At 42.2% G+C, this 17,244-nt stretch carries 14 protein-coding genes; 6 read left to right on the top strand and 8 right to left on the bottom strand.

The annotated features are described in order from the left end of the window. The first annotated feature begins 79 nt into the window (after positions 1-79). Positions 80-1,003, top strand: coding sequence for a homoserine O-acetyltransferase MetA (gene metA / locus DESMER_RS02185; protein WP_014901428.1), 924 nt, complete (start codon positions 80-82; stop codon positions 1,001-1,003). Positions 1,004-1,105: 102 nt separating this feature from the next. Here metA and cooS read toward each other — a convergent pair whose 3' ends face one another. Beyond that, complete coding sequence (gene cooS / locus DESMER_RS02180; RefSeq protein ID WP_014901427.1) at positions 1,106-3,022, bottom strand: anaerobic carbon-monoxide dehydrogenase catalytic subunit; 1,917 nt, start codon at positions 3,020-3,022, stop codon at positions 1,106-1,108. 210 nt (positions 3,023-3,232) lie between these two features. On the opposite strand from cooS, the gene DESMER_RS02175 reads away from it, so the two are divergent. The 5 genes from DESMER_RS02175 (at position 3,233) to DESMER_RS02155 (ending at position 7,810) form a co-directional block, all read left to right on the top strand. Then, positions 3,233-3,583, top strand: coding sequence for a YggT family protein (locus DESMER_RS02175; RefSeq protein ID WP_014901426.1), 351 nt, complete (start codon positions 3,233-3,235; stop codon positions 3,581-3,583). Positions 3,584-3,857: 274 nt separating this feature from the next. Continuing rightward, positions 3,858-4,226, top strand: a complete 369-nt coding sequence (locus tag DESMER_RS02170; protein ID WP_042333289.1) for a MarR family winged helix-turn-helix transcriptional regulator — start codon at positions 3,858-3,860, stop codon at positions 4,224-4,226. A gap of 10 nt (positions 4,227-4,236) precedes the next feature. Beyond that, complete coding sequence (locus tag DESMER_RS02165; protein ID WP_014901424.1) at positions 4,237-5,643, top strand: MFS transporter; 1,407 nt, start codon at positions 4,237-4,239, stop codon at positions 5,641-5,643. A 203-nt stretch (positions 5,644-5,846) separates the two neighbouring features. Then, entirely contained in the window at positions 5,847-7,118 is a 1,272-nt protein-coding gene (locus tag DESMER_RS02160; RefSeq protein WP_014901423.1) for a PocR ligand-binding domain-containing protein, read from the top strand. Positions 7,119-7,129: 11 nt separating this feature from the next. Next, positions 7,130-7,810, top strand: coding sequence for a corrinoid protein (locus DESMER_RS02155; RefSeq protein WP_014901422.1), 681 nt, complete (start codon positions 7,130-7,132; stop codon positions 7,808-7,810). A gap of 174 nt (positions 7,811-7,984) precedes the next feature. Here the strand turns inward: DESMER_RS02155 and DESMER_RS02150 are convergent, their stop codons facing one another. From DESMER_RS02150 to DESMER_RS02120, 7 genes are all read right to left on the bottom strand, one after another. Further along, complete coding sequence (locus DESMER_RS02150; RefSeq protein WP_014901421.1) at positions 7,985-9,478, bottom strand: glycine betaine uptake BCCT transporter; 1,494 nt, start codon at positions 9,476-9,478, stop codon at positions 7,985-7,987. A gap of 272 nt (positions 9,479-9,750) precedes the next feature. Next, positions 9,751-10,398: a glycine betaine-specific corrinoid protein MtgC gene (mtgC, locus tag DESMER_RS02145; RefSeq protein WP_014901420.1), complete on the bottom strand. Its 648-nt coding sequence runs from the start codon at positions 10,396-10,398 to the stop codon at positions 9,751-9,753. Between the two features lie 113 nt (positions 10,399-10,511). After that, positions 10,512-11,924: a glycine betaine--corrinoid protein methyltransferase gene (gene mtgB / locus DESMER_RS02140; protein WP_014901419.1), complete on the bottom strand. Its 1,413-nt coding sequence runs from the start codon at positions 11,922-11,924 to the stop codon at positions 10,512-10,514. A gap of 103 nt (positions 11,925-12,027) precedes the next feature. Continuing rightward, a complete protein-coding gene (mtgA, locus tag DESMER_RS02135; protein ID WP_014901418.1) occupies positions 12,028-12,948 on the bottom strand; it encodes a [methyl-Co(III) glycine betaine-specific corrinoid protein]--tetrahydrofolate methyltransferase MtgA in 921 nt (306 codons plus the stop codon). Between the two features lie 408 nt (positions 12,949-13,356). Then, positions 13,357-14,877 carry a glycine betaine uptake BCCT transporter gene (locus DESMER_RS02130; protein ID WP_014901417.1) on the bottom strand — a complete coding sequence of 507 codons (1,521 nt, stop codon included), beginning with the start codon at positions 14,875-14,877 and terminating at the stop codon, positions 13,357-13,359. A gap of 368 nt (positions 14,878-15,245) precedes the next feature. Further along, on the bottom strand, positions 15,246-15,896 hold the full coding sequence (locus tag DESMER_RS02125) for a potassium channel family protein (RefSeq protein ID WP_014901416.1): 651 nt from the start codon (positions 15,894-15,896) through the stop codon (positions 15,246-15,248). Positions 15,897-15,909: 13 nt separating this feature from the next. Further along, complete coding sequence (locus tag DESMER_RS02120) at positions 15,910-17,244, bottom strand: TrkH family potassium uptake protein (RefSeq protein WP_014901415.1); 1,335 nt, start codon at positions 17,242-17,244, stop codon at positions 15,910-15,912.

Genomic DNA, 17,244 nt, shown 5'->3' with positions numbered 1-17,244 from the left:
AATTGCGCCAACCGCTGATGGGATAGTTATTAAGCTTTGAACTTCCCCATCAACCCTCGCGCCTGAAAGGAGTTATCTTATGCCTATCAAAATACCTGAGAATCTGCCGGCACTTAATATTTTACACCAAGAAAACATCTTCGTCATGGGAGAAGAACGCGCCTTTCACCAAGATATCCGTCCTTTGAAAATTGTAATCCTCAACCTCATGCCTCTTAAACAGGCTACTGAAATACAGCTATTAAGATTACTGGGCAATTCGCCTTTACAAGTAGACATTGTACTTTTGCATATCGAAAGCCATGTCTCTAAAAATACCGCCCAAGAGCATCTAGATTCATTCTATAAAAGTTTTAGTGAGATCAAGGCCCAAAAGTTTGACGGCATGATTATAACCGGAGCACCGGTGGAGCACTTAGACTTTGAGGAGGTAACTTACTGGGAAGAATTCCAAACTATTCTCGACTGGACAACTACTCATGTAACTTCAACGATTCACATTTGCTGGGCAGCTCAGGCCGGTCTATATCATCACTACGGAATTCCTAAGTACCCTCTGGCTGAGAAAATGTTCGGGATCTTCAGGCATAATGTCAACAAAAGCGGCCTAAACGGCATGCAGCTCCTCCGTGGTTTTGATGATGAATTTTATGTTCCCCACTCTCGTCATACAGAAGTTAGGCGCTCAGACCTTGAAGCACACCCTGAATTAGAAATTCTATCAGAATCGAGTGAAGCAGGTCTTTACCTTGTTGTCTCCAAAGATGGACGGCAAGTATTTGTAACAGGGCACTCAGAGTACGATACCTTAACTTTAAAGGAGGAGTACGACCGGGACATCGCCAAGGGGTTATCTATAGCTTTGCCTAAAGCATATTTTCCCAAGGATGACCCCACCAAAACCCCTATTCATAACTGGCGTTCCCATACTAACTTGCTTTTTCAAAACTGGCTGAATTACTACGTCTATCAAGAGACCCCCTACGATTTAGGGGCACGTTAAACAACCTAGAATTAATGCTTATCCCTTTGTCACATCTAAGCTAAAACTCCTCGCCATCGTTTTAACACGAAGTCGAGGAGTTTATTTTACCTGGCCGCTGGGTTAGGAGCTTAACCCCAAACCTTTCCGCTTAGACACTATATGCGCTTCAATATTATTGGCCACTTCTACAGGGTCATCTCCGAGAGCAACCTTTCCTCCGGTCAATCCCTCCACATCTTGGGTCAGTAATTGGACAAGTTGAGGAGCACCGGTGACAAAGGGTGTTGGGGATAGATGAGTATAGGCTCCATAGGCTACTGCAAAAATTCCATCAATGGTCGCTTTCTGCTCCATCCATTCCGGGGCAGTGACCGCAATGGGCAGTTGAGGTACGTCAACATCCAGATGGTCTGCTAATGCCGTAACGAGCATGGAAATTCTCCCTGTATCCGTACATGTTCCGAAGCTTAGCACGGGAGGGATTTTTAAGGCACCGCAAATTTCGCTTAGCCCGGCACCGGCCTGTTTAACAGCATCCATGTTGCACAGCCCCGCGACCTCTAAAGCGTGATTTCCACACCCTCCGGCAACCACCAGGATATCTCTCTTAATCAGTTCTTTAGCCAAGTTGATTGTGTTCCAATCCTGAGGGCCATTTCTTATTGTCGAACAACTGACCAAGGCTACAACACCTTTTATTTTCCCGGCTGCAATCACATCCACAAGCGGATCGAGCTTATTGCCTAGGGCCTCCAAAACAGCTTCAGTGGAAAATCCGGCCATTGCTTTTTGGGTTATTTGCGGAACCTTTGGTGTAACCTTCCCTTTTCGCTTTTTGAAGTTCTCAATAGCAATCTCAATAAGTTGATCAACCATTGTATCCACTTGTTCCGGATGATAGGGGATCTTATGTTGGAGCCCAGGGACACCGATAATTGTACTGACGCTGACCAAGGAAATTTGATATTGCTCGGCATACATGTCTATAGCTGGCGGAGAACAGTTTTCATCCATAGCTAAGACATCCACTGTTCCTGTTGCCAAGAGAGGCTCAATGGTCAGCCAATTCCCCATCATGCCGACAAATACCTCGTCCATGCCAAATCTTTGCACCAGTTCTTGTCCTGTTTCAATAGATCCCACCACTCTAAGTCCTTTAGCGCCGGCTGCTTTCGCTCTTGCTTGAATTTCCGGCATTTTAGCCTTTTGAATGGTGGCAACACCTGGCCAAGGCTGATGCCCATTAAAGACAATGTTGACATAGTCCGGATCCATAATTCCTAAATCAACATTGACCTCATGAGGTTTAGGGGTACCGAACAAGATATCTTGGGTCATTTCCAAACCGATCTGAGCATTATAAATGGTGGCCAAGCCTAAGCGCATTGCTTTAAGGGCCAAAGAAACATGATCCCCATCAACATTAGTCAAGCAGCTGGCAACCGAATTTTGTTCTTCATGGTTAACCCCAGCAGGATAGATATGTAGATCTTTCCATACCTGTTTGCGTTTTTTAGGAGCAAAGGCTTCAACCATCAGATTAGGTTCATCCGCTCCAATACTCATTTGGGTATTAAGCAGATCTGCTAATTGTATGGCCATCTGGTTAGTATCCTGATTCGTATTGAGTCCAAGTTTTTCACACATCCATTTAAGCTTATTAACATCTGTAACTTTAAAAGGGGTTTTTCCTTCTCCCGTTGCCCGTAAAGTTCTAAATGCTTCATAAGCATGATGGCTATAAGTTCCTGCTCCCATTATGTTTTGGAGAAGCAGTTTTCTCATAGCCATAGCATCTGGGCCAATGCCACAGACCCCTTTATCCTGCCCTCCTTTTTCACTAATGCGACAGGGACCTTGAGAACATTGTTGACAGGTTAATCCTTGCAAACAAAATTTACAACGGATTTTCTCCTGCTGTACCCAGCGGTCAAAGACATTAGACATTCCATCCTCACGGATACGCGGCATCATCTCTTCTACTGAGTCATGGTAACTCAATCGCCCTTCAGTTCTCTCTTGGATAGTTTCCGTCATTTCCTATCTCCCTTCTATCATTACTAAAAAAATTTTGCCCATTAAACACCCTATTTATGTACTGGTTCTACTTGTTTGTATACCAAGTCAATGGGGTAGTGTTATCGTCTACTTCATATTTTTTTCAGTAAATCTACTCTATATGTAATAGTAAGTATTTAAAAATGGAAAGCTAAAAACACTATAAAACTGATTATTGGAGGGTTCCTAATGAACGAAGGTACGGATATAAAAACTAACCCCGATTATTTAAAGGCTAAGAATATTGTTTATTATATCTTAGGTGTCCTGGAGGTCTTATTTGCCTTCCGCCTAGTTTTTAAGCTTCTGGGAGCAAATCCAAAAAGCCCCTTTGTTTCATTTATATATTCAGTATCTCAAGCCTTCTTAGTTCCCTTTAATGGTATTTTCCCACCTGCTGTTACCAAAGGAATTGAAACTCAGTCAATTTTAGAGCCAACCACCATTATTGCCATGATTGTATACGCTATTATTGCCTGGGGGATAGTAAAGTTAATTGAGATTAGCAAATCTTCTTCCTCAAATACCGGTATTCGTTAATTAGCTTCATAAAGAACTATTCACGCCAAAAAGTTTGGCCTCCCCTAACGAAACCTTGTTAGGGGATTGCCTTTTATATAGTTCAAACGATTTCTTACAAGGATCTCCTTCTCTTCAATCTCTTGCTTACTTTCATTAAGGGTGATAGACTACAAAGATAATTGTCACAACAATATTTGATAAACAAAAATATTGTTGTGACAATATTAATTGAGGAGGAATTCACATTTTCGAAGAGAATTTAGGATTTATTATCGGCAAAACTAACTCAAAAATGAAGAATAACCTTGCTAGAGCATTAAAACCCTATAATGTTACACACGAGCAATGGCCATTACTGAAATGGTTGTGGGTAGAGGATGGCATTTCTCAAAGGGAATTAGCTGAGCGAAGTTATAAGGATCAACCTACGATCACTAGAATTCTCGATAAACTGGAGCAACGCGGGTTGATTCGTCGTCAAGCTGATTCCGGGGACAGACGGGTTTCTCTAATTTACCTGACAAAGGAAGGCCAAGAAATCGAGGCCTCTCTCAAACCTCTGGCTCGTAAGGCCTTGGAACACGCCTTACGTGGACTATCAGAAGAAGAAAGGTCTCAACTTACCAATTTAATGAACAGAATTAGTGCTAATATCGATTAGGAGGATAACCATGTTTGACAATATCAAGAATTCGCCGAATTATCGTTGGTATGTCTTGGCGACGGTCGCTGTAGGAACCTTTATGGCAACCTTAGACGGAAGCATCGTAAATGTAGCCTTACCCACAATTTCTCATCAACTGAACTCCAATCTTTCTACATTACAATGGGTGGTTACCGCCTACCTTTTAACCATTACCAGCTTACTGCCGGTCTTCGGGCGTCTTGCCGATTTAATGGGACGCAAAAAGGTCTTCGGCTATGGCTTTTTAGTTTTTATTCTTGGATCCGCCCTCTGTGGATTGGCTCAAAACATCTGGTTTTTAGTAGCTACTCGAGTGGTGCAAGCCCTAGGCGCCGCAATGCTTATGTCAAACAGCCCAGCTATTATCACCGCAATATTTCCCCCAAAGGAGCGAGGAAAGGCCTTAGGTCTGACGGGAACCGTCGTAGCTCTGGGCTCTCTGACAGGACCAGCCTTGGGTGGTATACTTATTAAATTAGCGGGCTGGCGCTCTATTTTTTACATTAATGTCCCGATAGGGCTTCTTGGTTTCGCTGCTGTACTCCTAGTCCTTCCCAAAGACGTACCTAATAAAGAAAAAGAGCCCTTTGATTATCTCGGTGCTTTATCCTTTACCCTTGGAATGATCTTTCTGCTTCTCGGAATTACCAATGGAGAAGATTGGGGTTGGTCAAGTTTACCGGTACTCATGAGTATTATTATTGGAATCATACTATTAATCTCATTCATTCTAACTGAGCGCAAAGTAACCCATCCTATGATTAATTTATCTCTATTTCGCAATCGTCCCTTCCTGATCGGTAACCTGGCAGGTGGGTTATCCTTTATCGCTATGTTTGCTAACAATATGATTTTGCCTTTTTATCTACAAGGTGTTTTAAACTACGATCCGGCTCAAGCAGGTATGCTCTTAATGATCTTTCCCATCACAATGGCCATCACAGCACCAATAAGCGGTAATGCCTCAGATAAATTCGGCCCTGTATTCTTGACCACAACGGGTTTGACTATTACTGGTGTGGGCTTGCTCTATTTTTCTACCCTTTCAGCATCAGCTAGCTTCTATCATATAATTCCAGGTGCCATACTTACCGGGTTAGGAGCGGGAATGTTCCAATCTCCCAACAATAGCAGCGTTATGAGTTCAGTTCCTCCTCAAAAGCTGGGGGTTGCCGGAGGAATTAACAGTTTAGTTCGCAATTTAGGTATGGTCATTGGCATTGCTTGGTCTGTATCCTTATTTGATGCCTTAGGCGGGGTCGCCTCACCAAATCCTTCTCAAATTGACGCTTTCATGTCTGCTTACCATTATGTTATGTTAGTAGCTATGGCTATTGCCTTTACAGCTGCTGTAATATCCTTTAATCGCAAGAGTTACGCTAAGGCTCAGTAAATCTATAAACTATACCCGAACAACAAGGCGCCGAGAATGAGTAGTTCTAAGGCGCCTTGTTGTTCGGGTAATTATCGAAAAATAATCTAAATTTGATTTATTCAAAAGGAATTAATCCCTTTCCGACGAAATATCTAATTACGACTCTTTTAGTTAGCTTCAAAAAAAGCCACTGTTTTAAATTGCATTGGAAAGGGACAAATATGTCTAAGAAAGGTATGGAAAACTTCCTTGATCCTAAGTATTTGGAGGAAATTCTTGCTAGTTTTTCCAAGGCCACTGGGTTACACATTGAAGCCGTTAATCGCAAAGGGGAAACTCTTGCGATCTTAGGCAATAAAAACAGAAGTGATTTTTGTCAGTATATCCGTAGTAATAGTAAAGGCGAAAAGAGGTGTTTAACTTCCTATAGAGAGGCCACGGTAGAGGCGGCTAAATGGAATGAGCCTTATTTCTTCCGTTGTCATGCCGGAATTGTAATTTGGGCCGTCCCAATTATTGTTGATAATGTATTTTTGGGAAGTATTATTTGCGGGCAAGTACTATTGTGGAAGCCCGATGAATTCTTTCTTAAGCAATTAAAAAAGAGCAACCCCAATCTAGACTTTGAAACTTTAAAAGAAAAGGTTACAAGCGTTTCCATGTCTTCACCAGAACAATCCCAAGCCGCGGCAGATATGCTGTTTGTTGTCGTAAATCACTTAGTCAAACGCAACCTTCATACCATGGAGAAAGAGCATGCCTATCATTTACAACGCCTACAAATAAAGACCGATCTCGAGAATAGAAAGAAAAAGAACACCACCGAGTTCACAGATTATGCTACCTATTTAAAAAACGAAAGACGTTTCCTTAGCTATATAAGGCTGGGAGATAAAACCAGAGCTGAAAGTACTTTGAAAAATTTATTAACTGACCTCTTAACTAAAACCGCAGGTGACAAAGCTACCATTAAAATACGGGTTCTAGAATTAGCCTCCCTATCGTCGAGGGCTGCTGTCGAAGGGGGCGCAGATGCCGAACAAGTCATGGTCAAGCTTCAGGATTTTAATAATGAGGTTAATAGCATTGAGCGTATCGAAGAATTCTTTTTCAAAGTGCATAAAATAATCGCAGAATTTCTGGATGGGATTTTCAAACTGGCTGACAAGAAGCATCTAAGTTTAGTTAATAACGCCCGAAACTTCATTATGGAAAACTATCACAAACCCCTTACCCTAAAAGCAACCGCTGACCATCTTTTTATTAGTCCTTCCCATTTATCTCGTTTATTTCGCTTAGAATTAGATTGTACCTTTAATGATTATCTTACTAGGGTTCGCGTAGAAAAAGCTGTAGAACTAATGAAGAAACCAGAGTTTAGTGTTGAACAGGTTTCTAAAGCAATTGGTTTTAAAAATCAAAGTTACTTTGCTGAAGTATTCCGAAAATATATTGGTGTTACTCCCTTGGTCTATAAAAACAGCTTATTTTAGGGGCGATTTAATTGATCTTTGACGATATTATTCATTCAATTGCCGAAGGTGAATCTGAGGATACCATAGAATTAACCAAACAAGCCTTAGCACAAGGATATTCTGCTTCTTCTATTCTTGAAAAAGGACTTATCAAAGGTATGGATATCATTGCTGAAAAATACCGCACTGAAAAGGTTAATGTCCCAGAAGTCTTAATGGCTACCCAGTCAATGCATGCCGGCCTATCCGTTATTGAGCCGATCTTAAGTACACCCGCCAAAAAGGAACTCGGCAAAATCATCTTAGGTACGGTAGCCGGAGACTTACATGATATTGGCCTCAGTATTATTAAAACCATGGCCATGGCAACGGGTGCAAAGGTTATTGATCTAGGGGTTAATGTCACCCCTAAGAAATTTGCCAGTGCCGTCCGCAAGGAAAAACCCAATATTTTGATGATCTCAGCCTTACTGACCACCACTATGTCAGTTATGAAAGATGTGATTGATGAGTTGGAAGCTCAGGGATTACGTCAGGGACTAAAAATCATTGTAGGCGGAGCACCGATAACTGATGCCTTTGCTAAAGAAATAGGGGCAGATTATACCTTTGAAGATGCCATCCAGTTTCGAAATTTTCTTAACGACAATTTAAACAAATTGTTAGTTTCCAAAGGGCCAGCTCGTAAAAGCCGATCTATCCACGAGTAATGCTCCTTAACAACTCGTCTTCAGAAACCAATGGCAACATTTCAAAGGGAGGTCACAAGGAACAATTCTGTTCCTGCGACCTCCCTTTGATTATTCTGACCGCTCTGTTGCAAAAAACACCCAGGCCTGCACAACCTGGGTGTCTTAATGAGATGATATCAGGATTTTGGCTTATTACTTCTCCTGCGCCAGGGCTTTATAAATGCTAAAGCACATGGCCACCATGATCAACATGAAAGGGAATGCCGCGACAATAGAAACTGTCTGCAAGACTGATAATGCCGCCGTTCCACCTCCAACTAGGATTAGGATGATGGTGAAAGCCCCTTGAATAATCCCCCAAAAACTGCGTATTTGCTTGCCTGGGTTCATGTCTCCATTAGAGGTCAGCATGGCCAATACATAGGTTGCCGAGTTGGCAGCCCCTACAAAGGAAGCCACGATCAACAGGATAGCTAAAGGAGCCGTTATTGAGTACAAGGGCAGCTGTTGGAGTGTCGCAAAAAAGGCAGTTGTATAATCCGCGTTAACAGCGGCTTGAATAGCTCCGTTGGAGAGCTTATCCAAGTTAAAGGCTGCACCACCGTAAATTGACAACCAAATCATAGAGAATCCTGACGGAAGAAGTGTTACTGCCAAGACAAATTCTCGGATGGTCCGTCCCTTAGAAACCCGGGCAACAAATTGTCCGACGAATGGAGCCCAGGCAATCCACCAAGCCCAGTAGAAAACAGTCCATCCTTTTAGCCAATCCATGTTGCCCATCCACAAGGTTTGGCCAACAAAGTTCTGCAAGTAAGCGCCCAGAGTATCCGTAAAGTTGTTTAGAATTAAAACCATACCACCAAACAAGAAGATGAATACCATAAATCCAATGGAAAGCCACACCTTAATATCTGCGGCAATCTGCATAGCTTTATGCAGCCCGGAGATGGTTGCCAGGGTGAAGAGTAGGGTCATCACGGCAATAATTACGGAAACAGTCATCGGTGTGGCCTGGATACCCCAGATATATTGCAGCCCTGTGGCAATCTGATTGGAGCCTAGACCTAAGCTTGTGGCCACACCGAAGACCGTGGCGAACACAGACAAGATGTCAATGGCTTTTCCAATCGGTCCGTAAATCCGCTCACCGATTAAGGGATAGAAAGCTGAGCTGACGAGGAAGGGCAGCCCCTTACGAAATTGGAAGTAAGCCAGAGCTAAGCCGCCAATGGCAAAGATTACCCAAGGATGGATTCCCCAATGAAAGAAAACAATTCGCATTGCTGTACGCATAGCTTCCGGGGTGGCAGCCTCACCTACCGGAGGTGCCAAATAATGCATCATGGGCTCAGCAACTGACCAGAAGACGAGGCCGATACCCATCCCTCCGCCGAACAACATTGAAAACCACTGAAAGTTACTAAACTCAGGCTTATCGTCATCTTTACCTAACTTAATTTGACCAAAACGGCTAAAGGCAACGGCATAAACGAAAACTGTAAAAAAGCCTACGGCTAACAAATATAGCCAGCCAAAATCAGTTGTTAAAAATGCAAATGAAGCACTGGCGACTTTACCCATTTGTTCGGGGAGAAACATTCCGAATAACACGAACAATACGATTATGACAGAAGAAATATACATAACAGAACGACTTGTCGTTGTCTCCTTACTATTTGTCATAAATAGCATTACTCCTCTCTAACCATAATTAATTGTTGTATTTTTCTGGTTTAAATGCGTGGCCAATAAACTTTTAAGAGGGACTTGAACTGGTTGTTTTAACGGCGAATAGCTCTAAAGCTCCAACTTCTTAACTAGAAGTAAGTAAATACCTATCCCCCCTTTTTAGCCAAAAAAATCCTAGGGACTTTAAAAGTTGTGTATTATTAAGGCCCCTAGGATTCAATTACAATAAATAAACCCTATTTTTGAAACTGTATAAACTACTATATTTATTTTGCTAACATTCTATCGGCAAGTGCTACTGCTTCGTCCGCAGATTCTGCCCAACCGTCAGCCCCTATTTCATCAGCATAGGCTTGACTGGTAGGACCACCGCCAATAAAAACTTTGAATTGATCTCTGAGGTTATGCTCTTTCAAATAATCGATGATATCCTTTTGGGCACTCATAGTTGTCGTCAAGAGAGCGCTTGCTCCAATAATGTCTGCTCCAACTTCTTGAGCTTTTGCAACGAACTCTGCAGCCTTTATATCCGTTCCAACATCAAATACCTTATATCCGGCTGCCGTGAACATCGCCCCGGTTATATTTTTGCCGATATCATGAATGTCACCTTCTACTGTTCCTAAGACAATCTTGCCCTTATTTTCTCCTTCGCTCATACCTAATTTAGCAATTTCAGGTTCAAGAATACCCAGACCGACCTTCATCGCCTCAGCGGACATCATTACATCCGGTAAAAAAACTTCCCCTGCTTTCCATAGCTCCCCTACAACTTCAATTCCTTTAATTAAGCCTTGCTGCACAGCGTCAACGGGATTGATTGATTCCTCAATAGCCTTTTGGGAAAGCTCTTCTACGATATCTTCATCACCATCGATAATGGCTTGCTTTAATCCTGCAAATAGTTCACTCATTTGTTTTATCCTCCATTTCTCTCAGTTAGTTTAATATTTTTAGGGCGCTATCCCTTCTCCAAAGCGGAGTACTTGTCAACGGAAATTAGGATGTCAGTGCTTTAACGAGTTGATTATGATCGTTCAGCAATAAAGTCCAGTAATTTTTTATCAATCGACTCATCTAGCACAGGCGGTACGTAATTGGCCAAAACCTCTTGCCATTGTTTATGAGCCCTTTGGTTGGTGTCTAGTTTGTCTCTTGACCATGCATCAAAGGCAGAACGATCACTTAATTGAGGAGAACGGAATTCTTTCTTATGATTTCTTCGAGTGTGTTTTTGGGTAAGGAAGTGTCCGCCCGGTCCTACTTTAGCAATCGCATCGTAGGCTAAACCCTCTTCATCAAAGTTGAACCCTTTCAGATAGTGCAAAAGCATCCCAGCCATTTCATCATCCATCATAAACTTCTCGTAAGATATGGCCATGAAATATTGTAAAATCCCCGCCGCATGCAGTACAAAGTTAATACCTGTTATACTAGCTGCCATCAAGGTCATCATAGATTCGTAACCGGCTTGGGCATCTACAATCTTAGAATCATTCAGGCCACCGCCCGATCGACTAGGGATACCGTAGAAACGAGCAATTTGAGCACTTGCTGAAATAAACAAGGCTGTTTCCGGACTGCCGATAGAAAGACTGCCAGTGCGCATATCACTGAGAGCTGAGGTTGAACCATACACTACAGGTGTGCCGGGATTAATACTTTGAGCTAAGGCTATCCCAGCCAAGACTTCAGCATTTTGCAGTGCTAAGGTTCCAACCAAGGCTGCCGGTCCTGTAGAGCCGGCCATGACCAGAGAAGCAATCACAACCGCCTGCCCTGCTTCCGCATAGGCCATCAGGGCTCCTAACATTCTCTCATCATATTTCAACGGAGTCAGGGAATTAATCAAGGAAATGAGTACCGGTTTTTCTTTGATGACATCTTTGCCACCAAAAAGCAAGGCTGCCATCTCCACAGAGTCCTGGGCCCGTTCCCGTCCTTCAGCGCTGCCCATAAAACACTTATCTGAATTCTTGATAGAGCTATAAATCATTTTTAAATGCCTGATTTCATCGGGAATATCTTGGGGCTCAGCCACCGTGCCCCCTGTCATATGCATGTTTTTACTAGCTCCGGCTAATTTAACAATATTATCGTAGTCCTCCATCGTACTCTTGCGGCGAGTACCGTCGGCCAGTTGGATAAAAGGTGCCCCATACCCTGGCATATAAATAATATTTTCGCCGCCGCAGACTAAATTGTGCTCAGGATTTCGTGCATGGAGGGTAAAGTGGGCAGGTGCCAGTTTTACCTTTTCCTCAATGAATGCTCTCGTAAAATAAACTCGGTTTCCTTCTACTTTCAGCCCTTGGCTTCTAAAGACTTCCAAAGCTGGTTCATATTCAAAATCCAGACCAATCTCTTCAAGAATCTTAATGGATTCATTATGGATAATCTGAACCTGCTCTTCAGTCAAAACATTATATTTTGGTAACATAGTTTAAACACCCCTTTAAAGTTTGATAATTATTAGGGTAGACCTCCCTGCCCCTGCTTTAGGCGGCACCGTCAGAGGATGAAAATTAGCCTTTGCTGACTTTCTAAAAGATCTTCAATAATGGATGCTCGGACGTCCCCAGCTTAACTCCGGTCAGCTTATTATTATAGGCCATCATCGCATCTGTGGTTGCCATGGCCCTATACACCCAAGGTGCGTTGATCATGGGGCCGTAGAGAATGAAGCTGGCACCCTGAGTTACTGGATAGGTAAAGACGGCAGCCCCGGCTACTTCGAAAAACGGAGTTCCTTTGGATCGCATCTTTTTCCACAAATAAACTGCGTTAGAAGGGGCGCATCCTCCGGGATAACCAAATTCTTGATTAACCACATGAATAGCCTCACTTGTCCAGCTGGCACTAGGAACGTCCAATACACCAGGATCAACCAAAAACTGCTCAATTCCTGCTCTCTTAGCGGCATCAATTAAACCTTCTTTTTGCCCATCCCCCCTCAAAAGCTTAATTCTGGCTTGGGGCTTTAAAGCTTTATTACTAAAGGCCAAAATGACGGCGGTTTTGATTCCGCTATCTTTTATCACGGCTAACTCTTCCTCCGAATAATGTTCCTCAATGGAGTTGTAGATCAATCGTTTTCGGATTTCAGGATCCTTGCCTAGCTCTTTCAAGGCACCAATTCGCACTGCCGGACTGATACTGTCTAACAAAAAGGGAGCCTGGGAATTTTTCATGACAAATTCTACGTATTTAGTTAAAGCTTCTACGGATTCCCCTAAGACATCCAGAATAAAGGGATTGCCAGTTTCAGCACTCAGCTCAGCTTCTCGATCCAGCAGAGCTTTAGCAGCTGCTTCATCAAAAATCCCCTTCTTATCATCTTGGACTATTTTATGTCCCCGATAAAAGATACTGCCGATAAGCACAGTAGGATATTGTCCCGGCTGTCCACCTACTTTCACTCCATTGATATCATAAACATGTTGTTCTGTATCATACTTGAGCATTTAAATCCCTCCATTATTTTGTTTGTGGAACGACGAAGTAAATTGGTATATCGAGATACGAACTTACATGATTCAAGCGCACGTCTTTATCTCAAGTAGCCCCCTTTACATGCTAGTTGCCTAAACAATTTCTTAGGCTATGTTCTATGTATTTATCATAACACTATACATCTAGCGTATTAACACTACATTTATGCTCGTTTTACCACATTTGAGGCCAAAAATGAAAATTCCGATTATTTGATTTTTGCTAGTATTTTCACATTTAATGATATTTTTCAATTGTATAGTTTTAAAAGATTAAAACCTGTTATAAAAAGGCAACAAGCTCGCAAGGTTTCTTGCGGGCTTGTTGCCTTTTTATCAAATTTCTTAGCGGCTATCACTTTTCAGATCTGCCTGAAACTCCTATTCACGAAGGTTATTCGTCATTTCTTCTCGAAAGGCCTTAATAATTGACACAGCCATGGCCAAGATCACAAACATAAATGGAAATGATGAAGTAATCGAGGCTGTCTGCAGCGCACTCAGTCCACCGGCGATCATCAAAGCAATAGCAACGGCGCCTTCAATGAGTCCCCAGATAATCTTCAATCCGGCTTTAGGATTCAAGTCCCCGCCTGAGGTGAACATAGCCATAACAAAGGTTGCAGAATCCGCAGATGTAATAAAGAAGACCGCTATGATTAATGTCGTCAGGATTGTCAGAACACCTGACAGGGGATAATAATGGAACATAGCAAAAATAGCTGTACTTATATCTTTAGCGACTTGAGCCCCTATAGTGCCATGTTGAACAACATCAATATACAGTGCGCTGTTGCCCATGATTCCTAACCACATGAAGCTCATCAAGGTCGGTGCAATTACCACACCGAATATAAATTCTCTTACTGACCGACCTCTAGAAATACGGGCAATAAATGCACCCACGAACGGCCCCCAAGCAATCCACCATGCCCAGTAGAAGATGGTCCAGCCCTCTAACCAACCCGGATTAGTTTCGTAGGTATCAGCCCAAAAACTCATTTGAAGAATGTTTTGAGCATAGGATCCAATTGTTTCTGTAATACCATTAAGTACAAACTTAGTCGGCCCCATGATTAGCATAAAAGCTAAAATTATTAGGAGTAGAATTATGTTTGCATTGCTGAGAAATTTAATGCCTCGTTCTATTCCAGTTACTGCAGATGTTATAAATAATACGGTAATAACTACAATAATAGCAACCGTTGTCGTAGTTCCTGTCGGAAGACCATAAGCATAATTGAGCCCAGTACCAATCTGCATAGCGCCTAATCCCAGTGAAGTTGCCACACCAAATATTGTCGCGAATACCGCCAAAGTATCGACTAACTTTCCAACCCAACCCTTAATTCCCTTTTCTCCAATTAGCGGATATAGAGTAGAACTCACTAAAGCAGGTAAACCTTTTCGGAACTGAAAATAGGCCATTGCTAAACCTACAACCGCAAAAACACTCCACGGATGCAAACCCCAGTGAAAAAACGTGTAGCGCATGGCTATCTGAGCTGATTCAACCGTAGAGGGTTGACCAAAAGGTGGATTAGTATAGTGATTCATTGGTTCAGCTACTCCCCAAAAAACCAACCCAATTCCCATACCAGCCGCAAAGAGCATAGCAAACCAACTTATAGTACTATACTCTGGATCCTCGCCATCTTTGCCTAAAATAATACTCCCGTATTTGCTCAAAGCAATAAACAGTGCAAAAAACAGGAAGAAAGCTACTCCCAGCAAATAACTCCAGCCGAAATACTCAGTAATACATTTCTGTACCGTACTGAACAGTTCACCCGCCTCTTTAGGCTGAATTAGTGTGAAGAAAACAAACATAGCCATGATCATCACAGAAGTTGCAAAGATGGGACGATCAATTTTGCCAAGATAACTCTTTTTTCCACCCATTCTTACGCCTCCGAATAAAATTATTAATTCAAACTTCATATTATATTCTTATATTAACATCTTTCTCTATAACTAAATTGCTACAAAGATGCTCCTTTTACTACATTTATGCTATTTTCGAAAATTCTAACTACTTCATTCTTTATTCTTGAAAGCGTTTGAATAAATTGAAACGCCACTGGATCGAGATTAGTAAAAAAGGCCGGACTTTGCCCCCTCAATGCAATGATAAGAGCCTCTCACAATTAAGTGAAAGGCTTATTAAAAAATTCTAAGATTTTGTTTGATCAAAGTGGATCTTTTGTTAACTAACGCTATAACCCATTCTCTTAAATCGGAGATTAGGCTACTTATAAAATAATTAGTTATTAGTCCGGCAACTTGGAAAGAGCTTTTTTGTTGCAAACAATTACTAAAACATCTTTTTCTTCCACCAGGGCATTGGCCCCTGGAGCAATCACAATTTCCTCTTTACTTTTTTTGATGGCCATCACATTAATCTTATAGACAGCTCTTAAGTTCAATTTTCCGAGAGTTTGATTCACAAACTTTGAGGGGGCAATTATTTCAAAAATGCTGTAGTCTAAGGATAACTCTATAAAATCCATGACATTGGTTCGGATAAAATTGTTGGCCAAGCGAATCCCCATATCTTGTTCCGGATAAACAATTTTATCTGCCCCTATTTTCTCTAACACCTTGCCATGTTGTACGGACTGAGCCTTAGCTACAACATAGGGTATGCCCATTTCTTTGAGCATTAGGGTAATTAGAATATTTGCCTCCAGATCATCACCGATTGCAACAATCGCGACATCTAAATTTCGCACGCCAAGTCCCCTGAGGGTATCCTCCTCACGCCCATCAGCCTGGACTGCTTGGGTCACATCCTGCATGACAGACTGAACAGCCTGTTCGTTCTTATCTAAGGCAAGAACCTCATGCCCCAAAGCAGTAAGAGTTTTAGCAACACTGGTTCCGAATCTACCTAAGCCAATAACTACAAATTGTTTGCGCAAAACTTTTCTCCTCCTACCCAATTAAAATCCGTTCGTCTGGGTACTTAACATGTCCGGCCTGTTGGTTCTTTTTCTGGGAAAGTACAAATGCCAAGGTTAAGGGCCCAACCCGGCCGATAAACATGGTTAAAATAATCGCCACTTTGCCGACAGAGGAAAGAGTGGGGGTAATACCCAAAGATAGACCCACAGTTCCAAAGGCAGAAGTCACCTCAAAAAGGACGGTCAGCAAATCTGAGTTCTCCGTGTAGGATAGAATTGATAAGATTACGAAAACCAGAATTACTGCTGTAGTTGTAATTGCCCAAGCCTTTTGAATCACATCCCTAGGCAAAGTCCGCCCCTCTAAAACTACATGAGGATCACTGCGATAGGTGCTTAATACGGATAAAACGATGGAAATAAAGGTCGTAGTTTTAATTCCGCCCCCTGTCCCCCCCGGAGAAGCTCCAATAAACATGAGTACAATCACAGAGAGTAAGGTTGTGTCATACATACCTGCCAGATTGATGGTGTTAAAGCCCGCTGTCCGAGGAGATACGGATTGAAAGAAGGCTGCCAGTACCTTTGTCCCTAAAGGAAGGGGCCCTAAAGTCATAGGATTTGAGTACTCCATAATAAAAATAAACACTGCCCCTAATAAGATCAGCGCCCCGGAAACCTGAAGGACGATTTTTGTATGAAGTCTAAACTTTTTCCGATGTTGCAGTATTTCTGCCAAAACAATAAAACCCAAGCCTCCGCAAATTATCAAAAGCATGATGGTAATATTAACTATCGGGTCGCCCACAAAAGCTGTTAAGCTAGAGAAATTGCCAAAAAGATCGATACCCGCGTTATTAAACGCAGAAATTGAATGAAACACACCATAATATAATGCTTTACTCCAACCATAATCCGAATGCCACCGTAAGGTGAGAATGACTGCGCCAATGGCCTCAATGGCAAAGGAAATCTGCAAGACAGACTTAGTTAAGCGAACAATCCCTTCGACGGAAAACTGGTTTAAGGCCTCCTGCAATAACAATCGTTCCTTAAGAGTAATTCTTTTTCCCAAAATCATGGCAAACAAAGTTGCAAAGGTCATAAATCCCAGTCCACCCACTTGAATCAGGAACAGGATGATCCATTGCCCAAAAATCGAAAATGTCGTCCCCGTATCCACAACCACTAATCCTGTCACACAAACGGCCGAAGTCGCTGTAAACGCTGCATTTAAAAAAGGCAAACCCAATCCATCCTGAGTTGCTTGTGGCAAAGTCAGCAATAAGGCCCCAAACAGAATTAGAAGAGCAAATCCAAAAACTAAAACTCTAGACGGTGACATAAATTTTCCCAATGCGTTCAA

Origin of the sequence: Desulfosporosinus meridiei DSM 13257, from assembly GCF_000231385.2 — a bacterium.
Lineage (GTDB): Bacteria > Bacillota > Desulfitobacteriia > Desulfitobacteriales > Desulfitobacteriaceae > Desulfosporosinus > Desulfosporosinus meridiei.
The sequence above is the reverse complement of the archived record's forward strand: the minus strand, read 5'-3'. Positions and strand labels throughout refer to the sequence as shown.

Excerpts from the sequence above, each read along its gene's own strand:
- DESMER_RS02150 (WP_014901421.1), bottom strand. The coding sequence starts at position 9,478 with ATGACAAATAGTAAGGAGACAACGACAAGTCGTTCTGTTATGTATATT.
- DESMER_RS02130 (WP_014901417.1), bottom strand. The coding sequence starts at position 14,877 with ATGGGTGGAAAAAAGAGTTATCTTGGCAAAATTGATCGTCCCATCTTT.
- DESMER_RS02160 (WP_014901423.1), top strand. The coding sequence starts at position 5,847 with ATGTCTAAGAAAGGTATGGAAAACTTCCTTGATCCTAAGTATTTGGAG.
- mtgB (WP_014901419.1), bottom strand. The coding sequence starts at position 11,924 with ATGTTACCAAAATATAATGTTTTGACTGAAGAGCAGGTTCAGATTATC.
- mtgA (WP_014901418.1), bottom strand. The coding sequence starts at position 12,948 with ATGCTCAAGTATGATACAGAACAACATGTTTATGATATCAATGGAGTG.
- mtgC (WP_014901420.1), bottom strand. The coding sequence starts at position 10,398 with ATGAGTGAACTATTTGCAGGATTAAAGCAAGCCATTATCGATGGTGAT.
- DESMER_RS02165 (WP_014901424.1), top strand. The coding sequence starts at position 4,237 with ATGTTTGACAATATCAAGAATTCGCCGAATTATCGTTGGTATGTCTTG.
- DESMER_RS02175 (WP_014901426.1), top strand. The coding sequence starts at position 3,233 with ATGAACGAAGGTACGGATATAAAAACTAACCCCGATTATTTAAAGGCT.
- cooS (WP_014901427.1), bottom strand. The coding sequence starts at position 3,022 with ATGACGGAAACTATCCAAGAGAGAACTGAAGGGCGATTGAGTTACCAT.
- DESMER_RS02170 (WP_042333289.1), top strand. The coding sequence starts at position 3,858 with ATGAAGAATAACCTTGCTAGAGCATTAAAACCCTATAATGTTACACAC.
- metA (WP_014901428.1), top strand. The coding sequence starts at position 80 with ATGCCTATCAAAATACCTGAGAATCTGCCGGCACTTAATATTTTACAC.